Below are 22098 nucleotides of genomic sequence, written 5' to 3' on the forward strand. Positions count from 1 at the left end.
CGCCTCTCTCCTACACCTTGAAACGGGCCACCAGACTCTGCTGCTGGCTGGCCAGCCCCGACAACACCTCACCACTGCTCGCCGATACCCGGGACGCCTGCTCGGTCTCGTGAGCCACGTCTGCGATGGCCGCCACGTGCTGGGCCACTCCCTGACTCACCGAAATCTGCTCCGCTGCGGCATAAGCCATGTGATCCGCAATCTCCTTGATGGCCTCCATGCGCGAGGCAATCCCCGCCAGGGCACTTTCGACATCCCGGGTCTGCTGCACACTCTGCTGGGTCTGCTCATGGCTCTGGGCCATCACGCTCGCCACATCGCGGGCGCATCCCTGCAGGTTGTCGATCATCACCTGGATCTCCTGGGTCGCCCCTTGTGAACGGGTAGCCAGCGCCCGCACCTCCTCGGCCACCACGGCAAAGCCCCGCCCGGCCTCCCCGGCACGGGCCGCTTCGATGGCCGCATTGAGGGCCAGCAGGTTGGTCTGTTCAGCCATGCCACGGATCACCTCGAGAATGTTGCCAATGTTGCTGCTGTAGCCTTCGAGCTTGCGGGTGATCGCCATGGCCCCGGCGATGTCGGTCGCCAGTTGCTCGATGCCATCCCGATTGGCCTGCATCAGATGACGTCCGCGCCGGCTCTCGTCATTGGCCTCCCCCACCTCCCGACGAACATGATCGCTCGAGCGCGCCACTTCGGTCGCACTGGTCTCCAGCTCGAAGATGGCGGCCGCCACCTGATCGGTCTGGGCCTTCTGCGCCTGCACCTGCGACATCACCTGCTCGCCGATCTCCGCGGTCTTGCGCGTCTCGCTCACCAGGTACTCAGAGCCGGTCTGGACCTCCATCAGAAGCGTCTTGGTGTGGTGGGCCAGTTGGTCGATGGAGTTCGCGACCTCACCAAGCTCGTTCCTGGCGGGGTAGCGAACCCGCAGCGTCATGTCCCCTTGTGCCATCAGACCGAGAACCCGATTGATCCGCACCAGCGGCACCTGGATGCTGCGGGCCGTACTCCAGGCAACAATGAGGGCGATGAGCACGGAACACAGGGCCACCATCACGATCCAGGTGCGGGCGCTGTCAACCGCGACGTCGGCACTCAGCCTGTCCTCCTGCATGCTCTGGTTGCTGATGGCGATAAGCCTGTCCAGGACCTCTCCCAGTTGGTGGCTCTGCGCCTCCTGCTGTTCACGCAAGCCATGGAGTTGCTGGCTGATTTGCTGACGGCGCACCAGGGTGGCAATCAGCCCCTTGTCGCCAAATACCAGCTGGGGAATGCGCGCCACATGGCGGGTGAACCTGGCCTTGACGTCATCGGGGACAACAATCCGCTCCAGACGCTGGTTCGCAATGTCGATGTCTTTGGCCAGCACCCCCTGTAGCGCCACCAGATCCGTGTTGCCGTCGGCACGCAGGATCAGCTTGAGATCCCGTGCAATACCGCTGGTGATGAGCTCCGCCTTGTTCTGCAAAGAGCGCCGCCCCGCCGTGTAACGCACCAGCAGGTCTGCCGCCGAACGGTAGTTGTCGTCCAGGTGCAGCAGCTCGCTCCGCATCCGTGAGAGCACCCGCTCCAGCTCGACCGACTCTTCGTGCAGGCTCATCAACTGCTCAGAGATGGTAAACAGCCGGGGGGCCTGGTCGGTGACCCGGGCGAGTTGCCGCTCACTCTCGGTATCGAGTGTCAGGGCCGCGAATGCCTTGATGTGCTGCTCATAGCGGACCTTGTCATGGGCAACACGCTGACGGGACTCGGGGAACGCCGACGTCTCCCAGATGGCGAGATGCGCCAGGCTGTCCCTGTCAGCCATCAGCAACGCGGCGCGCAGCCGGCTGGCGGTCAGGGCTTGAGGCGTCGCCTCTTCGGTCACCTGCTGGAAACGACCGTGAATGGAGGTCGTCTTCAGGTAACTGATGGCCCCGAGCAATAGCAACAGGACCAGCAGCAGCGTAAAGCCCAATCTGATCCGCTGTACGATCGACATCCTTCTCTCCCACCTCTCCCTCCGCATCGGGGCGGAGCCGGTTATCAAGGCACCAGGAGCCCGACAGGCATCCTGGTGCATCTGGCTGACGGCTTATCGACTCAACCTGCCCTGGCAATCGAGCCTGACCACTTCCCCTGAGGCCCCCAGCAGAGAAGCCGGTACCCAGCGTACGGTCGCCATGTCGATACGCGCCTGTCCACTGGTGCCCAGGATGAAGGGGGTATTGACCTTCGCGAAGTCCATGCCCTCTTCGAGGCAGCGCAGGGGCAGACTCAGGGTCACCCACTTCTGCGGGGGCAACTGGCGCAAGGCCGGAGCAATCTCGATGGACTTGCCGCAGGGCCAGCCACACTGCAGCCCCAGCGTCATGTCCCCCGCTGGCGCCTGCTGCACCCGCAGCGTCACCTGCAGCTCGCTCTCGCCCTTCAGGTAGGTGCGACGATCCGCCCCCTTGACCTGGGTGGTCTGCAACTGGATCGTGGCCCCGGAGTCGACACCCGGCTTGTCCGCCCCGAGGAAGGTGACCGCTCGCGCATCCTGCTGGCGCAGGTAGTCGATGGGCTGAACCTTGATGAAGGTCATCTCGGTCACGCTGTTGCCGGAGACTTCAGTCCCCGTCCAGTTGCTGGCATCCCCCATGCGCAGACGGTGTTCTTCACCCGCCTTTGGCCCGAACAGCTCGAGCACCTTGTCAGCGGCGCTCAGTTTGGCGGGGTCGCTCTCGTTGCAGCCGAAGGTACGTTTATCCAGGGTCAGGGTATTGAGGTTGCTGACCCGGGCCGCCACAGGGGAAGGTTTGCCGTAGCTGAGCCCGTAGCCATAGGGGAAGAGCGGTGCGTACTCACCCGCTGGATCCTGCTCGAAGGCTGGACGCTGCCAGCCCGGGATATGGGTGGGCGTGTGATTGATGGTGGTGGCGCACTTGCTGAAGGGCCACGAGAAGGAGAGGCGTCCCTGGAAGTCATGGGCCACCTTGCCCTTGGCATCCCTGAACAGCAGATCGGTGATCCCCTCCCCCTCGGTGCCCGGCAGCCAGGCGGCGACAAAGGCGGAAGAGAGATTGAGCTCCTCGTTGACGTAGAGCGGACGTCCGGAGAAAAGCACGGTCACCACGGGGATGCCGGCCGCCTTCAGCCGCTTGAGGGTCAACAGGTCCTCGTGATAGCTGCTCTTGAGATCCCCATAGGCAAGGGTTTTGTTGTCAGGAATGTCGCCGAACCACTCGGCATAGGGATCCTCCCCCATGACCAGGATGGCGACATCGGGCTTGGCTCCCGCAAACTCACCGGATCCCGTGCTCACCTGCACATGATCCGCACCGACGGTGGCGGTCACCGCATCCAGCACGCTCTGGGCACCGGGGAAATCACCGCGCCCGTTTTCGCTGCCTTGCCAGGTCAGGCTCCAGCCCCCCACCTGCTTGCCCAGATCATTGGCGGCGCTCCCAGCCACCAGCACCCGGCTCTGCCGGCTCAGGGGCAGGATCCTGCCCTCGTTCTTGAGCAGCACCAGCGACTTGCGTACCGCCTCCCGGGCCAGCGCCTTGTGCGTCACGGCACCAAGTTCACCCTGCTTGCCCGCCAGCTCACGGGCCGATGGCATGGGTTTCTCCCACAGCCCGGCCCGCATCTTGACCCGCAGGATACGCGTCACGGCATCGTCGATCCGGCTTATCGGGATCTGCCGGCTCGCCACGCCATCGAGCAGGCTCTGGCGAAACTCCATCCAGTCCTTGCGCGCCGTGACCATGAAGATGTCGACCCCGGCCAGCACCGCAGGCAGGCAGCTCCCCATGGTGCAACCGGCGATCTCGCTGTGACCGTTCCAATCAGAGACGACAAGGCCATCAAAGCCCATCTTGCCCTTGAGCACGTCGGTCAGCAGATAGCGGCTGCCGTGCAGCTTGCCGTTGTACTCAACCCCGTCTTCTGGCAGCACGTCGCGGTTGAGCTCGTTGTGCCAGCTGTTGAACGAAGCCATGACCACCTGGGCACCGGCATCCAGCCCCGAGAAGTAGCCCACCGCGTGCAGGTTGCGCAGGTCCTCTTCCGAATAGAAGTTCTGACCCCGGTCGACCCCGTTCAGGGTACCGCCGTCCCCCACGAAGTGTTTCACGTTCGAGATGACATGGCGCTGGCCGCGCAGATCCGTCGCGGAACCTTGCAGGCCACGCACCATCTCGCCGGCATAGTGATAGACGATGGCGGGATCTTCGGAATAGCCCTCATAGGTCCGGCCCCAGCGATCATCCCTGGGCACCGCCACCGTCGGGGCGAAGGTCCAATCCAGCCCGGTGGCGGCCACTTCCCGCGCCGTCACCTGGCCGATACGGTAGATGAGATCCGGATCCCGCGCCGCCCCCAGGCCGATATTGTGCGGGAAGAGGGTCGCCGCGAAGACGTTGTTGTGGCCGTGCACCGCATCGGTCGCCCACATGAAGGGGATGCGATACCCCCTGCCCTCAAAGCCCGCTTCCGCCGCCTGCCAATAGGTGTCGGCCTGGTGTGCCCAGTCCTGGGCCGACGCGTGTTTGTTGTTGCCGGGCCAGCCACCCCCCCCGTTGAGGACGGAGCCAATCTTGTAGCGCGTCACCTCCTCAGGTGTCACTTCACGAAAGTCGGGCTGGATCATCTGGCCAACCTTCTCCTCCAGGGTCATCCGGGAGAGCAGAGCCTGGATCTGGCGCTCCATCCCCTCGTCCCTGGCAATGGCGCTGTGGATCTGCGGCCAGGTGGAAAAATAGGGCATGGTCGACAACTCATCCGCCATCCCGGCACTCCAGATGCCGCACCCCACGAATAGGCAGGTCATAGACCTGGTGAGACCTGTAGTTTTACGCATTTTCCTTATGACTCTCCGGATGTTCTCGTTCATCGCCTGGACTCATCGTTCATGGCGAGTCGTCTTGAAAAACAGTCGAATTTGAAATCGATTGCAAGAATATTAAATGGTAAACAGAAATCTCTTCGTCATTCCAGCAGTATCTTTGTCATGCCATGACAAAGATCCCGCTGAAAGAGAAAATAGTGATGCAACTCACAAACTCGGGGGCGTGTCTCATCAGCAGAATACCCAGGAAGGAACAGAGAGAAGGGGTAGACTCATTGCAGGAAGATCAACAAAGTAAAATCAAAACAATGATTTAAATGCAGCCAATCACGTTGACTTGCCGCATGAGCTTCCTGGAACGACACCGATATGGCCAAACGGCTGGGGAGTCAGAGGAATGTTGAAAGGATTCAATTGAATTCAATTCAAGTGCATGAATATATCAATAAACGAAAATTTGCCGTCTCCATCACATTTCATAAAAGCAAACTTGATCTGCCAAAAAATTTACTGTTACCTGAATCGTGAAATCGATTTCCACTCAAGGATTGTGTGTGAATCTTGACAGTGAAATGCGGGCCGCAGGATGACTCGGTCATTTTCTGCGTGAGTGCGAAAATCGACGCCATTATTTCCGTCTGTGATCAAAGGGGTAACAATGAAAACATCTCGGCTTAGTGCCCTGACGCTTGCCATGTCTTGCGTCATTGGCTTGCATGGCTGCTCCCTGCCCAGCGCAGGAGCATCTGGTTCAGCGACCTCCTCGGCATCTGCCGGGCCTGTGGGTGAATTGCTGACCAATGGGGGCTTCCAGGGAACCGATGGATGGTGGACGGCCGGGGGGACCCTGAACGCCGAGAACCAGATGGGCTGTATCACCTTCACCGAGTCGGGCTCCAATCCCTGGGATGTCATCCTGGGTCAGTCCAATCTCGGCCTGGTGCAGGGGCAAACCTACAAACTCCATTTCACTGCCATGGCCAAGAGCGACATCAACGTCAAGGCCCTGATCCAGCATGATGGCGCCCCCTACACCAACTACATGGTGCAGGACCTCGCCCTCGGCAGCACGCCCAAACCGTTCGATATCCAGTTCACACCTTCTGCCACTGACGAGAAGACCCAGTTCCAACTTCAGATGGGCACCCAGACACCGACCACTGTCTGTATCGGTGAAGCCACGCTATCGGGCCCCTCCTTGATCAAGAAATCGGAGCTGGGCAGCGTGCGCGTCAACCAGGTCGGCTATCTGAGCAAGGCTCTGAAACGGGCGACCATCGCCACCGACAGCAAGGACGCGCTCCCCTGGACCCTGCGCAATGCCCAGGGTGAGACCATCGCGGAAGGCAAGACCACGCCCTTTGGCCTGAATGCCGCATCCGGCGAGAACGTGCAGATTGCCGACTTCAGTCAGGTCACCACCCCGGGCACCGGCCTGGTACTGGAGGTCGCCGGCCAGAAGAGTCATCCGTTCAGCATCGGCGATGACATCTATCACACCATGAAATTCGATGCCCTCTCCTTCTTCTATCAGCAGCGTAGCGGCATCGACATCGAAGCCAAATATGTCCAGCGCCCCGACCTTGCTCGCCCGGCAGGACACAAGCCCGAGAACGTAACCTGCTTCAACAAGCAGGACGCCAAGGGCAACCAGTGGCCTGGCTGTGACTTCACGCTGGATGTGACCGGCGGCTGGTACGACGCTGGCGATCAGGGCAAGTACGTGGTCAACGGTGGGATCTCGGTATGGACCTTGATGAACCTTTATGAACGGGAGCAGCTGGCGAAAGAGGGTGACAAGAGCGCCTTTGCCGACGGCAAGGTCAAGATCCCGGAACAGCACAACGGCTACAACGATCTGCTGGACGAGTCCCGCTGGATGATGGAGTTCTTCCTCGCCATGCAGGTGCCCGAAGGCAAGAAGGCCTGGGTGCCGGTAGGCGATCAGTCCAAGCAGCTCGACAGCCTGAAACTGACCGAGATCGATGCCTCCGGCATGGTCTTCCACAAGGTCGCCGACGAAGCCTGGACCGGGATGCCGCTCCCGCCCCACAAGGATCCACAACCCCGTTTCCTGAGCCACCCCAGCACGGCTGCGACTCTGAACCTGGCGGCCACCGCCGCCCAGTCTGCTCGCGTATGGAAAGATCTGGATCCGGCCTTCGCACAGCGCAGCCTGCAGGCAGCGGAACGAGCCTGGAAGGCGGCCAACCGCCATCCGGACGTCTATGCCTATGACAACTTTGTGGGATCCGGTCCCTATGATGACACCAACCTGAAGGACGAATTCTACTGGGCTGCCGCCGAGTTGTTTGCCACCACCGGCAAAGCCGAGTACAAGCAGGCCGTTCAGCAGTCCCCTCTCTATCTGGCCGCCCCCAAGGGGGATCGCAGCGCAAGTGGTGATCTCTACTGGCAGGATCTCAGCAGCGCAGGGACCATCACGCTGGCCATGGTGCCCAACAAACTGGGAAAACAGGAAGTGGAGAAGGCGCGCGCCGCTATCATCGCCGCAGCTGACGGCTACCAGAAGAGCGTGGCGACGGAGGGTTACCTTATCCCCTATCAGGCGACCGAATACCCCTGGGGCTCCAACTCCAACCTGATGAACCGCAGCATCTTCCTCGGGTTGGCCCATGACTTCACGGGAGAGCGCAAATACCTGCAGGCCATGTCCGATGCCATGGACTATGTGCTCGGCCGCAACCCCCTCGACCAGTCCTATGTGTCGGGCTACGGCAGCCGTCCGCTGAAGAATCCGCACCACAGGTTCTGGGCTCACCCCATCGACCCCGCGTCTCCCCTGGTTCCGCCAGGTGTACTCTCGGGCGGGCCGAACTCCATCAACTTCAGCGATCCCGTTGCCTCCACCCTCAAGGGCAAGTGTACCGGCCAGACCTGCTGGAAAGATGAGATTGGTGCCTGGACGCTGAACGAGGTCACCGTCAACTGGAATGCCCCCTTCTTCTGGACGGTCAGCGTACTGGATGAAGGTGGATTGACCCGCTGATCACCCTTCCAATGCTCCGTCCCCGTGACGGAGCATTGTTTTACTCCCCTGCCGTTCTTGCCCAGGACAGCTCCCGCACCTGTCGCCGCCCTCCACTCTACGTTTTCCGTTTCCCTTTTCCGTCATCATTCAGAGGCTGACGGCAGCAGAACCCTCTCTTATCGATCATTTCATTGCATCTGACCGCACCTTCGCAACCCTGCCTTTACATGTCCGTCTCTTGGCCACCTTATTTGCGCATCCACTTGATCCCTCATTTGCCATCAGATCTGCTGACGCCATCTGGGCATCACCGGCTCCCCGCCTCTTCTACAGTGCCCCCCCGCGCGAAGAAGGCGGGAAAGAAGGATACCCGGCTCCTGAATCGGGTTTCGTGACCCTCAGCGAGCACCACAAGGCAACCCCAGGCTGAGCCCGCCATCTGAGCAAGACACTGTACAGAGCCCCTTAGCCGACACCATGACCCCCTGCCACCAGGGGGTGAAGGATCACGGCAATGGGCTCGGTTACCCGGGGTTGCTGGCATGGGCGCCGGATCGGCACCATGCAGAAAGCGCCCCCTGCATCATGCAGGGGTCCAGGAGCAGCATGAAAACCACGACAAACTTGAAATCGATATTTCAACAATCCAAGTCGAACAAACATGGCGAAAGCCACATCACAAAAACAACGCCAATTTATTGATAAATAACGATATTTTATCTACACCGCCTTATATGAAATATCCATCAAGTGATCGCGATCACAATTACAAAACCCGATTCGTGAAATCGATTTCCCGTTTTATTGCATCGATCTATAGTGAGCCCAGCTTAATAACTGAGGAATGATCATGAAAAAAATCATGTTGTGCTGCTCTGCCGGGATGTCCACCAGCCTGCTGGTGAAAAAAATGCTGGTAGAAGCCGAAAAACGGGGCCTGGCTGCCGAGATCAAGGCTTTTGGCGCATCGGAGTTCGATGACCAGATGCCCCATTACCAGGTGGTCTTGCTGGGACCGCAGATCAAGTACATGCAACCGGAGTTGCAAGCCAAGGCGGCGGCTCACGGCATCAAGGTACAACCTATCGACATGATGGATTACGGCATGCAGCGCGGCGACAAGGTGCTGGACTACGCCCTCTCCCTGATTGGTTAAGCGTGCTCACAAGGAAGGACACACACTATGAGTTCACTCTATGGGATGCTGGTCAAGTTGATCGAACAACGGATCGGCCCATTGGCAGGAAAACTGGGCCAGCAACGCTATGTTCTGGCCATCCGTGACGGTTTTATTGCCGCGCTGCCGTTCATGATCGTCGGCAGCTTCATGCTGGTCTTCATCTTCCCACCCATCTCCAGCGAAACCACCTGGGGCTTTGCCAGAGCCTGGCTCGATTTTTCCAACACCTATCGTGCCGAACTCATGTTGCCCTTCAACATGAGCATGGGGCTGATGACGGTCTTCATTTCGGTGGGCGTCGCATCCAGCCTGGCCAAGCAATACTCCCTGGACCCCATCACCACAGGTCTACTCTCCCTGATGTCGTTCATGCTGGTGGCGGCGCAATATAAAGACGGCACCATCTCCACCCAGTATTTCTCCGGTCAGGGCATCTTTACCGCTCTTATTTGCGCCATCTATTCGACCGAGGTCTACGCCTGGCTCAAGCGCAACAACATCACCATCCGTCTGCCCGAGCAGGTGCCGATGGGAGTGGCGCGCTCCTTCGAGGTGCTGATCCCGGTCCTGGCGATTATCCTGACCCTGCACCCCTTCAACATGCTGCTGCAGGAAACCACTGGCATGATCCTGCCCGAGGCGATCATGTCCATGCTCAAACCGCTGGTGGCGGCTTCCGACAGCCTGCCTGCCGTCTTGCTGGCGGTGCTGTTGTGCCAGATCCTCTGGTTTGCCGGCATCCACGGCACCATGATCGTCACCGGCATCATGAACCCCTTCTGGATGGCAAACCTGGCCAGCAACCAGGCCGCATTGGCCGCCGGCCAAGCCATTCCCCACACCTTCCTGCCCGGTTTCTGGGATCATTTCCTCTTTATCGGCGGCGTGGGCTCCACCTTGCCACTGGCATTCCTGCTGATGCGCAGCCGTGCCGTGCACCTGCGCACCATAGGGCGAATGGGCGTGGTCCCCGGGTTCTTCAACATCAACGAGCCTATCCTGTTTGGTGCTCCCATCATCATGAACCCGGTCTTCTTCCTGCCCTTCATCCTGGTGCCGGTGATCAACGCCATCCTGGCCTGGTTCGCGGTGGATCTGGGTCTGGTTGAGAAGGTCGTGATGCTGACCGCATGGACCACACCGGCCCCCATCGGCGCCTCCTGGGCGACCAACTGGGCCTTCAGTCCGGTCATCATGTGCTTCATCTGCATGGGGATCTCCGCCCTGATGTATTACCCCTTCGTGCGGGCTTACGAACGCACCCTGCTCAAGCAGGAAGCCGAGACGGCTGAAGCGGAAGAAGCCGCCAGATCAGAAAAAGCAGACACAATCACACCGATTCAGAGTCAGGCGTAAGCGCCAGGCGTGCGGGCGCCACGCCGCCTGCACGCCGGTCATCAAGAGGAAACTGCAATGCAATATACATTCCCCGAAGGCTTCTGGTGGGGTAGCGCCTCGTCGGCCGCACAATCGGAAGGAGCTGCCAATATGGGCGGCAAGGCACCGACCATCTGGGATCACTGGTTCGAGACGGAGCCACACCGTTTCCACGGTCAGGTTGGCCCGGCCAACACCTCCACCTTCTACGATCGTTATCGTGAAGACATCGCATTGATGGAACAGATTGGCCACAACAGCTTCCGCACATCCATCTCCTGGGCCAGGTTGCTGCCGGATGGCCACACCGTCAATCAGGAGGCCGTCGACTTCTACAACAAGGTTATCGATGAGCTGCTGGCCAAGGGGATCAAACCCTTCATCGGCCTGTTCCACTTCGACATGCCGATGTACTGGCAGGAGCAGGGGGGCTGGGAGAGCCGCGAAACCGTGGCGGCCTATGCCGAGTACGCAGCGCTCTGCTTCAAACTGTTCGGTGATCGCGTCGCCTGCTGGATGACCTTCAATGAACCCGTTGTGGTAGTGGAAGGAGGGTATCTGTATGACTTCCATTACCCGAACCAGATGGACTTCAAACGGGCAGCCCAGGTGGCCTATCACATGATGCTGGCCCACAGTCTGGCGGTGAAGCGTTATCGCACACTCTCCCTGCCCGGCCAGATCGGCATCGTCCTGAACCTGACCCCCTCCTATCCGCGATCTTCAAACCCGGCAGACTTGAAGGCCTCGTTCATTGCCGACCTGTTCTTCAACCGCGCCTTCCTCGATCCTGCGGTGAAGGGGGTTTATCCCCAGGAGCTGATCGATATCCTGCGCGAGCACGATCAGATGCCCGTGGTGCAAAGCGGCGACTGCGAACTGCTGGCCGCCGGCAAGATCGATCTGCTCGGCATCAACTACTACCAGCCGCGGCGAGTGAAGGCACGCATGACGGCCATCAACCCGGACTCCCCTTTCCTGCCTGACTGGTTCTTCGAGAATTACGAGATGCCAGGCCGAAAAATGAACCCTTATCGCGGCTGGGAAATATATGAGCGCGGTATTTATGACATATTGATCAACCTGCGCGACAACTATGGAAATATCCCAAGCTATATCTCCGAAAATGGTATGGGTGTCGAAGGGGAGCACAGATTTATTGGTGAAGATGGTCAGGTAAAAGACGATTATCGTATCGACTTCATTCGCGGCCACCTCCAGTGGATTCATACCGCCATTGCCGAAGGAAGTAATTGCCGTGGTTATCACCTGTGGACCTTTATTGACAACTGGTCCTGGATGAATGCCTACAAGAACCGTTATGGATTCATCAACCTTGATTTGGAAAGCCAGCAGCGCACCGTCAAGAAAAGTGGTGAATGGTTCGCCAACGTCTCTCGTAATAATGGATTTTAAGGAGTCATAAATGATGGATCTTGAAGAAGCAGTCATGGGCATCATCGTCAATGCCGGCCAATCTCGCAGTCTCTGTTTCGAAGCCCTGCGTCAGGCTCGTGCTGGCCAGTTCAGCGAAGCGGATGCCTTGCTGCTCCAGGCCACCGACGCGGGGAAGGCTGCCCATGCCGTACAAACCAAACTGATTGAAGCCGATGAGGGCGAAGGCAAGACCAAGATGACACTGGTCATGGTACATGCCCAGGATCACCTGATGACCTCCATTCTGTGCCGCGAACTGGCCACCGAACTGGTCGAGATCTATCGCCGCCAAGCCAGCTGATTTTAACTCATCGGATCGGGAGTCCGTGCTTTTGCCACCGTTATATACGGTGGCTTTTTTTATTCTGGTTATACCAGCCAGCCGTCATGTCTTTCATACCTTTTTCAGGCAATTTCAAAAATATGAAACTGTCATGACGCGATACCAGTATAAGTTTCAATATCTGTTTATGGCTATTCTAATGCTGCTTGTAGTCATCAATAAAACACTCATTAATAAACACACAGGAATGTGGATAATATGCGTAAACTTGGACTGATGTCAGTATTGCTGATGGCGGGAGGATTATATTCCACTCAGGCATCGGCATGGTGGTGGAGCAATCAGGATTGGCAGGTCTCTGATGGTTGGCGCAATGGCGGGTCAGAATTCGACTGTACCTGGCGCGCCGCCAACGTCTGGATGGAGTCCGGCACGGCCATCCTCCATGCGAAATCCGACAAAGGAAACAAGAGCTGTGCTGAACTGCGAACCTACAACTACACCCGCAAGGGTCGTTATGAGGTGCAGATGCAGGCAGGATCGGTGCCCGGCACCATCAGCTCCTTCTTTACCTATACCGGAGATGCAGGCACCAGCTCTCACTATGAAGTCGACATCGAGCTGATGGGGGGCACCAACCTGCTCCATACCAACGTCTGGATCCAGGGGCGTCAGTATCCCCAGGACATCGACCTGGGCAAGTACGGTATCTCCATCTGGAACATGGAGCGCTACGCCTTCAACATCGACGAGGCGGGAGTCACCTGGCAGGTCTTCAGCCGTACCCAGAACAAATGGGTGAGCGTGCGCCGCGAGAGCCGCCCCGTCACCAGCTGGATGCAGACGTTTGTAAATAACTGGATCAGCGCCAACCCGAGCTTCCCGCCCAGCTCCTACAACGGCCAGCCCGTCTACGCCAAATACAAGTACGCCAATGTGACGCCCTGGGAGTGATTGCGATGGTCAACTAAATCCGGGCACACGGCGGCATACCCAAAACCGAAGACACAAAAAAGCCCAACTGAATAAATCAGTTGGGCTATATAGATGGCGGAGGAGGTGGGATTTGAACCCACGGATGGTCGCCCATCGCCGGTTTTCAAGACCGGTGCATTCAGCCGCTCTGCCACCCCTCCGCAGCAGTGCGACGCATATTACCCATGCCCCCAGCCCTTGTAAATCCCCACTCCGTTTGTTTGCCCATTTATTGGGCTATCTGGCGCACAAAACCGGCAAAACCGCTGCAAACCGTGCTTTTTCAAGCGGATGGCTTGACTTGAAAACAGACTCACCCACTATAGGGGCCACTACCACATCCCCAGCAAGATGGACTTATGAGAATCAAACATGCCCTGTTCGCCGCCCTGACCGGCGCGACCCTGCTTGTGGCGCCCGTGCAGGCGAGCGAGCTGACCAAGAGCGATGTCGAGCAGATCGTGCGCGACTATCTGGTCAAGAATCCGGAGATCCTGGTCGAGATGTCCAACGCCCTGCGTGCCAAGCAGGAGAGCCAGCAGGCCGAGAACGACAAGACGCTGATAGAAGCCCATGCCAAGCAGCTCTTCGCCAACCAGGATCCCGAGAGCGGCAATCCCAAGGGCAGCCTGACGGTGGTGGAGTTCTTCGACTACAACTGCGGCTACTGCAAGCGCGCTCATCCCCTCATTCAGCAACTGCTCTCTGAGGACAAGGAGATCCGCTACATCTACAAGCAGTTCCCCATCCTGAGCGAAACCTCCTACTACGCCGCCCGCGCGGCGCTGGCGGTGAAGCTCGGCCAGCCCGACAAATACCAGGCCTTCCACGACAAGCTGTACGCCCATCAGGGGCCCCTCTCCGACGAAGCCCAGGTGAAAGACGTCGCCAGGGCAGCCGGCGTGGACTGGAGCAAGGTAGAGGCGAAGATCAAGGACGGCAGCATCGATCAGAATCTGGGTACCAACCGGGCGCTGGCCGAAGCCATGGCCATTTCCGGTACCCCGGCCTTTATCATCGGCGATCAGATCCTGCGCGGCGCACCGCGGGATCTGGCCAGCCTCAAGGCCATCATCAAGGATGTCCGCGCCGGCAAGAGCATCCAGTAACCCGCGCATTGTTCATGAAAAAACGCCCCGGCATGCCGGGGCGTTTTGCTATTCAGGCTGCAAACCATCAGGCCTGATGGGCCGTCGCGAGAAACTGTCAGCAAGGCGAAGAGCAGCGCAGGGACCCGAGTTTATATGAATAAATGAGGTTTCCGAGCAGCCCATGACCCTTGATCACGGCTTCGCAGCAGGGCCATAACCGTTCGGGTTCTGACTTTGCCAGCGCCAGGTATCGATCATCATCTGCTCCAGCCCCCGCTCGGCCTGCCAGCCCAGCTCATCACGGGCCAGGGCCGGTTCAGCCCAGCACTCGGCGATGTCGCCGGGGCGACGGGGCTTGATCTGGTAGGGAATGGCACGGCCACTGGCTGCCTCGAACGCCTTGACCATCTCCAGCACGGAATAGCCCTGACCGGTGCCGAGGTTATAGGTGAAGACGCCGGTATCACTCTTGATGCGGGCCAACGCTTTGAGGTGACCGATGGCGAGATCCACCACGTGGATATAGTCGCGCACCCCGGTGCCGTCCGGGGTCGGATAGTCGTTGCCAAAGACCCCCAGCTCCTTGAGCTTGCCCACGCCGACCTGACTGATGTAAGGCAGCAGGTTGTTGGGGATGCCGTTGGGATCTTCACCGATGAGGCCGCTCTCGTGAGCCCCCACCGGGTTGAAGTAGCGCAGCAGCACGATGGCCCAGCGAGGATCGGATTTGGAGAGGTCACGCAGGATCTCTTCGACCATCAGCTTGGAGCGGCCATAGGGATTGGTGGCGCTGGTGGGGAAATCTTCCCGCAGCGGTACCGAGGCCGGATCCCCATAGACGGTGGCCGAGGAGCTGAACACCAGCCGGAACACGCCGGCCCTGGCCATCTCTTCGCACAGCACCAGGGTGCCGGTCACGTTGTTCTGATAGTAGGTAAGCGGGATCTGGCCGGATTCCCCCACCGCCTTGAGGCCGGCGAAGTGGATCACGGATGCTATCTTGTGTTCGGCAAACAGCCGCTGCAGGCAGGCTCTGTCCAGAATGTCCCCTTCCACGAAGGTGACCGGCTTGCCGGTGATCCGCTCGACCCGTTTGAGCGATTCGGGGGAAGCGTTGGAGAGGTTGTCCAGTACTACGACCTGCTGCCCGGTACCAAGCAGCTCGACCAGGGTGTGGGAACCGATGTAACCGGCTCCCCCCGTCACCAGAATTGTCATTTTTTATCCCGTACTTTGCTGAAACTGGGGTTGAGTCTACCCGCACGACCCGCCCGGGAAAAGCTCGGGATACCAATGACGCCCGTCAGTACTCCAGGCTCACATCCCCTCTGGCGGTGCAGGAACAGGCCAGCGCCACCCCGTTCTCGAGATCTTGCGCGCTCAGGGTCATCACGCTCTGGCGCTCGATTTCGCCTTCCGTGGTGCAGCGACAGGCGCCGCACACCCCGGCGCGGCAAGCGGCCATCATGGTCTCCCCCGCCCCCTCCAGTGCTGCCAGCAGGGTCTGGCCAGGCAGTATCTTCACTTTCTTGCCGCTCTTTTTCAGGGTCAGCCAGAAGTGGTCGCTATCGGCCGCAACTGGCGCCGCGCCCGATGTAACAGCAGGCAGACCGAATGACTCCTGGTGCAACTGTGCTGCCGGCAGTCCCAGCTCCGCCAGCATGGTGCAGACGGCGGTCATGTAGGGGGCTGGGCCACACAGATAGACATGGCGGCTCAAGAGATCCGGCGCCAGTTCCTTGAGCATCCCCGGTGTGAGCCGGCCAACCCAGGGATGAGCCGTTGGCGCCTCTTCCCCTACTTTCTCCAGCACTAAAGCATGGCGCACACCGGCATGAGCCTCGGCCAATGAAGCCAGTTCTCTCGCGAAGATCACATCCCCGGGGGTTCTGGCGCTGTGAATAAAGCGGATATCGGCGTCTGGCCGCTTGGCGAGCTCGTCCCGCAGCATGGCCCACATGGGGGTGATGCCGGAGCCGGCGCTGAGCAGCAGCGGCCGCTCGCAGGGCAAGGCAGTCAGGTGGAAGTCGCCGAAGGGGCCGTCTACCCGGATCTCGTCCCCCACTTGCAGGCTCTGGTGCAGATGGTGAGAGACCAGCCCCACATCCTTGATGGTGACCTGCCAGAAAGGATCCTGCGGGCTGGAGGAGAGGGTGTAGGCGCGGCAGTGGGGCTGGCCGTCAATCATCGTGTGCAGGGTGACGCACTGGCCGGCCAGCACGGGGGGCAGGTCGCCAGCCAGGGGTTCAAATTGCCAGCTCGCCACGTCGTGGGTCTCTACCCGGCGGGCTATACAGCGCAGGCTCAAAGAGGTGGAGGTCATCGCAAGGCTCCTCTTGCTCGGAAATAGCGTTGAAAAAAGGCGAGCCATCAGGCTCGCCAAAGGCTTACAACATGCTGAGCGTGTAAGGCTGTGTCTTTGCTCAGGCCGCCAGGATCTCGGCGAGATCCGCGTCTGCCGTGGTGGTGCCTTTCAGGCCAAACTGCTCCTCCAGCACCTTGAGCAGGGCCGGGGTGAGGAAGGCCGGGGCGGTCGGGCCGGTGCGGATGTCCTTCACGCCGAGTGCAAGCAGGGTGAGCAAAATGACGATGGCTTTTTGCTCGAACCAGGAGAGCACCAGGGTCAGGGGCAGATCGTTGACGCCGCACTCGAACGCGTCGGCGAGCGCCAGGGCCAGCTGGATGGCGGAGTAGGCATCATTGCACTGACCCACGTCCAGCAGACGCGGAATACCACCGATGTCGCCGAAGTCGAGCTTGTTGAACTTGTACTTGCCGCAGCCCAGGGTCAGCAGCAGGCTGTCCTGCGGGATCGCCTTGGCAAACTCGGTGTAGTAGGCGCGCTCGGCACGGTCACCGTCACAGCCACCGACCAGGAAGAAGTGGCTGATTTCACCAGCCTTGACCTTGTCGATCACCGCCGGGGCGGCCTGCATCAGGGCGTCGCGGGCAAAGCCGATGGTGATGAAGTGCTCGAGCTCAACGTGCTTGAAGCCTACCAGCGCTTGCGCCTTGGCGATCACGGCAGAGAAATCTTCCCCTTCCAGATGAGTCACGCCCGGCCAGCCGACGATGGAGCGAGTGAAGATGCGATCCGAGTAGTTGCCCACGTTCGGGTCGATGATGCAGTTGGAGGTCATCACCACGGCGCCCGGGAAGTTGGCAAACTCCTTCTGCTGGTTCTGCCAGGCAGAGCCGTAGTTGCCCACCAGGTGCGGGTACTGCTTGAAGAAGGGGTAGGCCAGGGCCGGCAGCATCTCGCCATGGGTGTAGACATTGATGCCGGTGTCCCTGGTCTGCTCCAGGATGAGCTTGAGATCCACCATGTCGTGACCGGAGACCAGAATGCACTTGCCCGGAACCGGAGTGACGCGAACCTGGGTCGGCTCGGGGTGGCCGAAGGCGGTGGTTTCACCGAGATCCAGCATCTCCATGATCTTGAAGTTGAGCAGGCCAATGTCCATGGCGCACTTGAACAGGGGATCCAGATCGCTCGGATCCGTACCGAGCCAGCTCATGATGCGATGGAATTCGGCGGCTACCCCAGCATCCTGCTGATCCAGCACCCGGGCGTGCTCCATGTAGGCGGCTGCACCCTTGAGGCCGTAGAGGCAGAGCAGGCGCAGCCCCATGATGTCTTCGTTGACTTCGTTCTTGCCGCGGTTGACCGCGGTCTGCGGCGCCTGGGCCAGCTGGGCCAGCAGATCGGCACCCGGCTCGAAACGGGCGGCAGCGGGCAGTGCATCGGCCTGCACCGCCAGCGGTGCCAGCTTGGCGGCCAGTTGCTGGCGATAGGCCAGCGCCTGGTTGACGTAGGCGACGATGCGAGCGGAGTCGAAGTTGACGTTGGTGAGGGTGGCAAAGAACGCCTTGGGCACGAAAGCGTCTATTTCGCTGTCGACGATGCCGTGCTCGCGGGCCGCCAGGGCCCAGGCGCTGAGCCCTTGCAGGGTATAGATCAGCACATCCTGCAGGTCGGAGGTTTCCGCCGTCTTGCCGCACATGCCTTGTGCATAGGCGCAGCCGTTGCCTGCCGGGGTACGAATAGTCTGTTCACATTGCACACAAAACATCATGTCTCTCCTAATTGGACATTTCAGTTATCTGTTTTGTGGCGATTCTATTCCCCTCCTGGAAAACTTAATAGGCATTCAATTTACCAATTAACATTTCATTGATGCAGATCAAATAGAAAAAAGCCGCCCAAATCGGGCGGCAAGCGGGTGGGAAATCAAGGAGAGACAACTCGGGTGTGCAACAACAGGGGCAATGATACGGGCCGGAGCATGGGCAGCCGGCCCCAGGTTCATCAGGCCAGATAGGCGCGCAGCATCCAGACCAGTTTTTCCTGCTGCTGCACATAGTCGGAGAGGATGGATGCAGTCCCTTCATCACCGGCATCGGCGGCCTGACCCAGGATGCGGCGCTGGGCAACCAGCAGTTCGCGGAAGCTCGCCAGCAGGGATCCCACGCAGGCACGACCGTCATGCAGCCCCTTCTGCTCGGGGATGGCGGACACCTGGATGTAGTCGCTGAAGCTGTGCAGGGGCACGCCATCCAGGGTCAGAATGCGTTCGGCCAGGGCATCGACTTTCAGCAGCAGGTCGTTGTAGATCTCTTCGAATTTCAGGTGCAGCTCGAAGAACTGGTTGCCGCGGATGTTCCAGTGGAAGCCACGGACGTTCATGTAGAGGATCTGGTAGCTGGCCAGCAGCTTGTTGAGCTCGGCGGCCAGGGCTTGTGATTGAACGGTATCAAGACCAATGGGGCTCTTCATGATTCACCTCCAGGTGGTAAGCATTATCGGGAACGGAGTCAGTTTATCCAGAAGCAGACTCAAAGGACAATCGTCTGTGCCTTGCCGATCCATAGCCAATGGCTATCGTCAGCAAAAAATGCACCGGCTTTCATTGCTCAAGCCGTTCGATATAGAGGATCACCTCGCCGAGATGAATGCCGAACTTGCTGATCTTCGCGCGGTTGATCAGGCGATCGTCGTCCAGCAGATACATCCAGTCATCAAAGCTCACCCTCACCACGCTCTCATCCGGCAGTGCCAGATCGAGTTGATAACGCCAGTTGAGGGCAAAGCCCTCTGTCTTGCCTACCGCCTCCCCCACCACGTCTGAAGCCGTGCCGCGCCAGTGGCCATCCGCCCCCTTGCTCAAAAACCAGGTGCGGGTCTGCCGACGGCCATCATCGAAGTAGAACTGCTCGAACAGCTCCCCCTTGCCCTCTCGCCAGTGCCCCTGCATCTCGACCCGAAAGCGACTGGTCACTTCGCCGCTGCGGTCCGTCACCAGGCCGTGGGCCATCAGCTTGCCATTGAAGAAACGGGCGAGATCCCAGCCCGGCCGGGAGCCGCGATAATCATCAAGACCCGCGCCGCAACCAGAGAGCCACAGCAGGGGCAGCAACCAGGCAAGACGCCACCAGGAAGAGAATTTCATGGAATACTCCATCAGGATTGGCCGCGCAGGCGGCGGGTCAGGGCGGGATCCCGGCTGTCGTCAGTCAGCCAGATGGCAAGAAACGCGGGGGCGAAGGCGGGATCATCAAGAGAGCCAAGGAGGCGATCTCGCAACCAGAAGTGGCCCGTGCCTTGCTCGTCCACATAAAAAACAAGCTTGTCGCCGGGGGCGACATCCGGCCAGAGCGTGGCCAGTCGAGCCAGCCAGCGTTGGCGCTCACTCTCGCTGCCAAGGCCGAGCCGCTGCCACTCGGCGGCGGTCGCCTCCAGCAGATCCTGGCGCTCGATGGCCCTCGCGTAGGTAATGCTGAGGGCCTGCGGGTAGCGCCCCGGCTGATAGCGACCGCTCTCGCTGTAGAGGGTGGCGTCATAGAGCTTGAACCAGAGCCAGCGCATCTCCCCCTGTCCCACGGTACGCAGCCCCTGCCAGGGGGCGGCAACGCTCTGGGCGGTCGCAAACAGTGGCAGGCTCAAGGCCGCCAGCAGCAGACTAGTTCCACCCCATGTGCCAACGGGCGGGATCCTCCAGTTCATGCCAGTCCATCTCCTGTTCCTGCAGGGTGTTGATATCCTGCATCACCACGCTCGCCAGATGCCCCTGGGCATCGCGCTGGCAGGCCACCACCAGGTAGAAACGCTCGGCCAGCTCGCACTGGCCATCCCTGGTCCACTTGGAAAACAACAAGGTGTCGGTCGAAAAGGTGTTCATCTCGTCTCACCCTCCAGCTTGACCGTTACCCACAGGAGTACGGGTAACCACCACATCCAGATCACCGCCAGCAGCACTGCGCTTGTCCAGATGCCCCAGGGTAAGTTTACTGCCCCCATGGCGGCCCCCGCCATATAAGAGGAGGCGCCCCCTACCATGCCGAACAGCCCCTGTTGCCAGCGCGGCAAGAGGCGAAGCCAGGGAAGGCCGTGGGAGAGGGTCAGGGCGAAACCGCACCAGAGCAGCAACAGCCAGAGCGGAAAACCGGACGGAAAGTGAAACAGGCCGAGGCGCCAGAGCAGGATGTCGAGCAGGCAGCCTGCCAGGGCGACCGGGATGAGGCGCCAGTCCTGCCCGCGGCGGGGGGAGAAGATGAAATGGAGCAGCAGCATCCCGAGCAGCGGGCCCGGTTGCTGCCATCTCACCGCCAGCAACCAGTAGAGGTTGAATCCCAGCAGGTGGGCCCACTGCCACATGATCAGCGACCGTGTGCCGGCAAGTCCCCGGACCAGCCATGGGGCCCCGGCTTGGCGGCCTCCAGTTGCACCAGGCTGATGGCCCGCTCCCAGAATCCCCCTTCACAGTAGGCGAAGTAGAAGTGCCAGAGCCGGATGAAATCCTGGCTGTAACCGAGTTTGGGCAGCTCCGGGGCCAGCGCCAGGAAGCGTTCGCACCAGTGGGCCAGGGTGCGGGCATAGTGGTGGCCGTGATCGTGCAGCCGTACCAGCTGCATGTCGGTCTCCCTCGCCAGCAGACCCGCCATCTGGGAGACGCAAGGCAGGCAGCCTCCCGGGAAGATGTAGCGCTGGATGAAGTCCACCCCGCGCAGATACTGGGCGTGGCGCTGATCGGCGATGGTGATGGCCTGGATCAGCAGGCGTCCGCCGGGCTTGAGCAGGCGCGACAACTGGCGGAAATAGTCGGGCAGGAAGGCGTGCCCCACCGCCTCGATCATCTCGATGGAGACCAGCTTGTCATAGCGTCCCTCCAGCTTGCGGTAATCCTCCAGCAGCAAGGTGATGCGATCCCCCAGCCCCTCCCGCTCGATCCACGCCTTGGCATAGTCGTGCTGGGCCCGGGAGATGGTCGTGGTGGTGACCCGGCAGCCGTAGTGACGGGCCGCATAGACGGCGAGACCGCCCCAGCCGGTGCCTATCTCCAGCAGGTGGTCATCCGGCCCAAGCTCAAGCCGCTCACAGATGGTGCGCAGCTTGGCCTGCTGCCCCTCCTCCAGGGTGGCATCCGGGTGGGGATAGATGGCGCTCGAATACTGCATGTGATCGTCGAGAAAGCCCTGATAGAGGGTGTTGCCAAGGTCATAGTGGGCGGCGATGTTGGCGCGCGAACCGGTCAGGGTATTGCGATTGAACCAGTGGCGCACCTTGTTGAACGGGAAGCTGAGCCAGCCGAGGCGCCGTTCCAGGGCGTCGAGCAGCGGCAGATTGCGGGCCAGCAAGCGCACCAGTGCCACCGGCTCCGGGCTGGTCCAGAGACCCTCCACCCAGGTCTCTCCTGCGGCGATGCTGCCCCCCAGCAGCAGGCGGCGATAAAACGCCGGATCCTGCACCACCAGCTCGGCATGCAGGTCGCTGCCCGCCTTGCCGAAACGGTGGCACTCGCTGCCGTCGTGAAGCACCAGTTGACCCTGCTCAAGGCGCGCCAGCAATTTGAGCAGCAGTTGCTTGGCCCCCTTGTCGATGAAAGAGGCAGAGAGGGTTGATTGAGCAAGTTCCATTAGCGGCTCTCCGAATGGGTCAAGAGTGAGGTC

Annotated in this window: 18 protein-coding genes and 1 tRNA gene; 7 read left to right on the forward strand and 12 right to left on the reverse strand. The window is 60.1% G+C overall.

Annotated features, from left to right (window positions below; translation table 11 throughout):
• Positions 1–10 precede the first annotated feature (10 nt).
• Positions 11–1984, reverse strand: coding sequence for a methyl-accepting chemotaxis protein (locus ACVDHI_RS03185; RefSeq protein ID WP_447211679.1), 1974 nt, complete (start codon positions 1982–1984; stop codon positions 11–13).
• A gap of 93 nt (positions 1985–2077) precedes the next feature.
• Entirely contained in the window at positions 2078–4756 is a 2679-nt protein-coding gene (locus ACVDHI_RS03190) for a glycoside hydrolase family 3 N-terminal domain-containing protein (RefSeq protein WP_447211680.1), read from the reverse strand.
• A gap of 754 nt (positions 4757–5510) precedes the next feature.
• Between ACVDHI_RS03190 and ACVDHI_RS03195 the strand changes: the two genes are divergently transcribed.
• From ACVDHI_RS03195 to ACVDHI_RS03220, 6 genes are all read left to right on the forward strand, one after another.
• The gene (locus ACVDHI_RS03195) at positions 5511–7826 is read left to right on the forward strand and encodes a glycoside hydrolase family 9 protein (RefSeq protein ID WP_226043867.1); all 2316 of its coding nucleotides are present in this window, start codon (positions 5511–5513) and stop codon (positions 7824–7826) included.
• A gap of 832 nt (positions 7827–8658) precedes the next feature.
• Positions 8659–8964: a PTS sugar transporter subunit IIB gene (locus ACVDHI_RS03200; RefSeq protein ID WP_010673339.1), complete on the forward strand. Its 306-nt coding sequence runs from the start codon at positions 8659–8661 to the stop codon at positions 8962–8964.
• A 27-nt stretch (positions 8965–8991) separates the two neighbouring features.
• Entirely contained in the window at positions 8992–10344 is a 1353-nt protein-coding gene (locus ACVDHI_RS03205; protein WP_010673338.1) for a PTS cellobiose transporter subunit IIC, read from the forward strand.
• A gap of 57 nt (positions 10345–10401) precedes the next feature.
• On the forward strand, positions 10402–11781 hold the full coding sequence (locus ACVDHI_RS03210; RefSeq protein ID WP_447211681.1) for a glycoside hydrolase family 1 protein: 1380 nt from the start codon (positions 10402–10404) through the stop codon (positions 11779–11781).
• A 10-nt stretch (positions 11782–11791) separates the two neighbouring features.
• The gene (locus ACVDHI_RS03215) at positions 11792–12103 is read left to right on the forward strand and encodes a PTS lactose/cellobiose transporter subunit IIA (RefSeq protein WP_010673336.1); all 312 of its coding nucleotides are present in this window, start codon (positions 11792–11794) and stop codon (positions 12101–12103) included.
• 240 nt (positions 12104–12343) lie between these two features.
• Positions 12344–13039, forward strand: coding sequence for a family 16 glycosylhydrolase (locus ACVDHI_RS03220; RefSeq protein WP_080560416.1), 696 nt, complete (start codon positions 12344–12346; stop codon positions 13037–13039).
• 94 nt (positions 13040–13133) lie between these two features.
• Here the strand turns inward: ACVDHI_RS03220 and ACVDHI_RS03225 are convergent.
• Positions 13134–13221, reverse strand: a tRNA-Ser gene (locus ACVDHI_RS03225).
• A 198-nt stretch (positions 13222–13419) separates the two neighbouring features.
• Here ACVDHI_RS03225 and ACVDHI_RS03230 point away from each other — a divergent pair.
• Positions 13420–14169 (forward strand): DsbA family protein, encoded by a 750-nt coding sequence (locus ACVDHI_RS03230; RefSeq protein WP_167825342.1) that lies wholly within the window; start codon positions 13420–13422, stop codon positions 14167–14169.
• A 174-nt stretch (positions 14170–14343) separates the two neighbouring features.
• On the opposite strand, the gene galE is transcribed toward ACVDHI_RS03230, so the two are convergent.
• The 9 genes from galE to ACVDHI_RS03275 all read right to left on the reverse strand — a co-directional run bounded on the left by galE (position 14344) and on the right by ACVDHI_RS03275 (position 22065).
• Positions 14344–15369, reverse strand: a complete 1026-nt coding sequence (gene galE / locus ACVDHI_RS03235) for a UDP-glucose 4-epimerase GalE (RefSeq protein WP_104454618.1) — start codon at positions 15367–15369, stop codon at positions 14344–14346.
• 85 nt (positions 15370–15454) lie between these two features.
• Positions 15455–16474 (reverse strand): FAD-binding oxidoreductase, encoded by a 1020-nt coding sequence (locus ACVDHI_RS03240; protein ID WP_447211682.1) that lies wholly within the window; start codon positions 16472–16474, stop codon positions 15455–15457.
• 100 nt (positions 16475–16574) lie between these two features.
• Positions 16575–18224, reverse strand: a complete 1650-nt coding sequence (gene hcp / locus ACVDHI_RS03245; RefSeq protein ID WP_447211683.1) for a hydroxylamine reductase — start codon at positions 18222–18224, stop codon at positions 16575–16577.
• A gap of 236 nt (positions 18225–18460) precedes the next feature.
• Positions 18461–18928, reverse strand: a complete 468-nt coding sequence (locus ACVDHI_RS03250) for a Dps family protein (protein ID WP_447211684.1) — start codon at positions 18926–18928, stop codon at positions 18461–18463.
• A gap of 130 nt (positions 18929–19058) precedes the next feature.
• A complete protein-coding gene (locus ACVDHI_RS03255) occupies positions 19059–19601 on the reverse strand; it encodes a DUF3833 domain-containing protein (protein WP_223956357.1) in 543 nt (180 codons plus the stop codon).
• A gap of 11 nt (positions 19602–19612) precedes the next feature.
• Positions 19613–20155 (reverse strand): chalcone isomerase family protein, encoded by a 543-nt coding sequence (locus ACVDHI_RS03260; protein ID WP_029313899.1) that lies wholly within the window; start codon positions 20153–20155, stop codon positions 19613–19615.
• Entirely contained in the window at positions 20112–20330 is a 219-nt protein-coding gene (locus tag ACVDHI_RS03265) for a TIGR02450 family Trp-rich protein (RefSeq protein ID WP_010673326.1), read from the reverse strand. The genes ACVDHI_RS03260 and ACVDHI_RS03265 overlap by 44 nt, the downstream gene beginning before the upstream one ends.
• Entirely contained in the window at positions 20327–20806 is a 480-nt protein-coding gene (locus ACVDHI_RS03270) for a DUF2878 domain-containing protein (protein ID WP_052816343.1), read from the reverse strand. The genes ACVDHI_RS03265 and ACVDHI_RS03270 overlap by 4 nt, the downstream gene beginning before the upstream one ends.
• A 2-nt stretch (positions 20807–20808) precedes the next feature.
• Positions 20809–22065 carry an SAM-dependent methyltransferase gene (locus ACVDHI_RS03275; RefSeq protein WP_039041352.1) on the reverse strand — a complete coding sequence of 419 codons (1257 nt, stop codon included), beginning with the start codon at positions 22063–22065 and terminating at the stop codon, positions 20809–20811.
• Positions 22066–22098 lie beyond the last annotated feature (33 nt).

This window comes from Aeromonas sp. 25-248 (genome assembly GCF_053005425.1).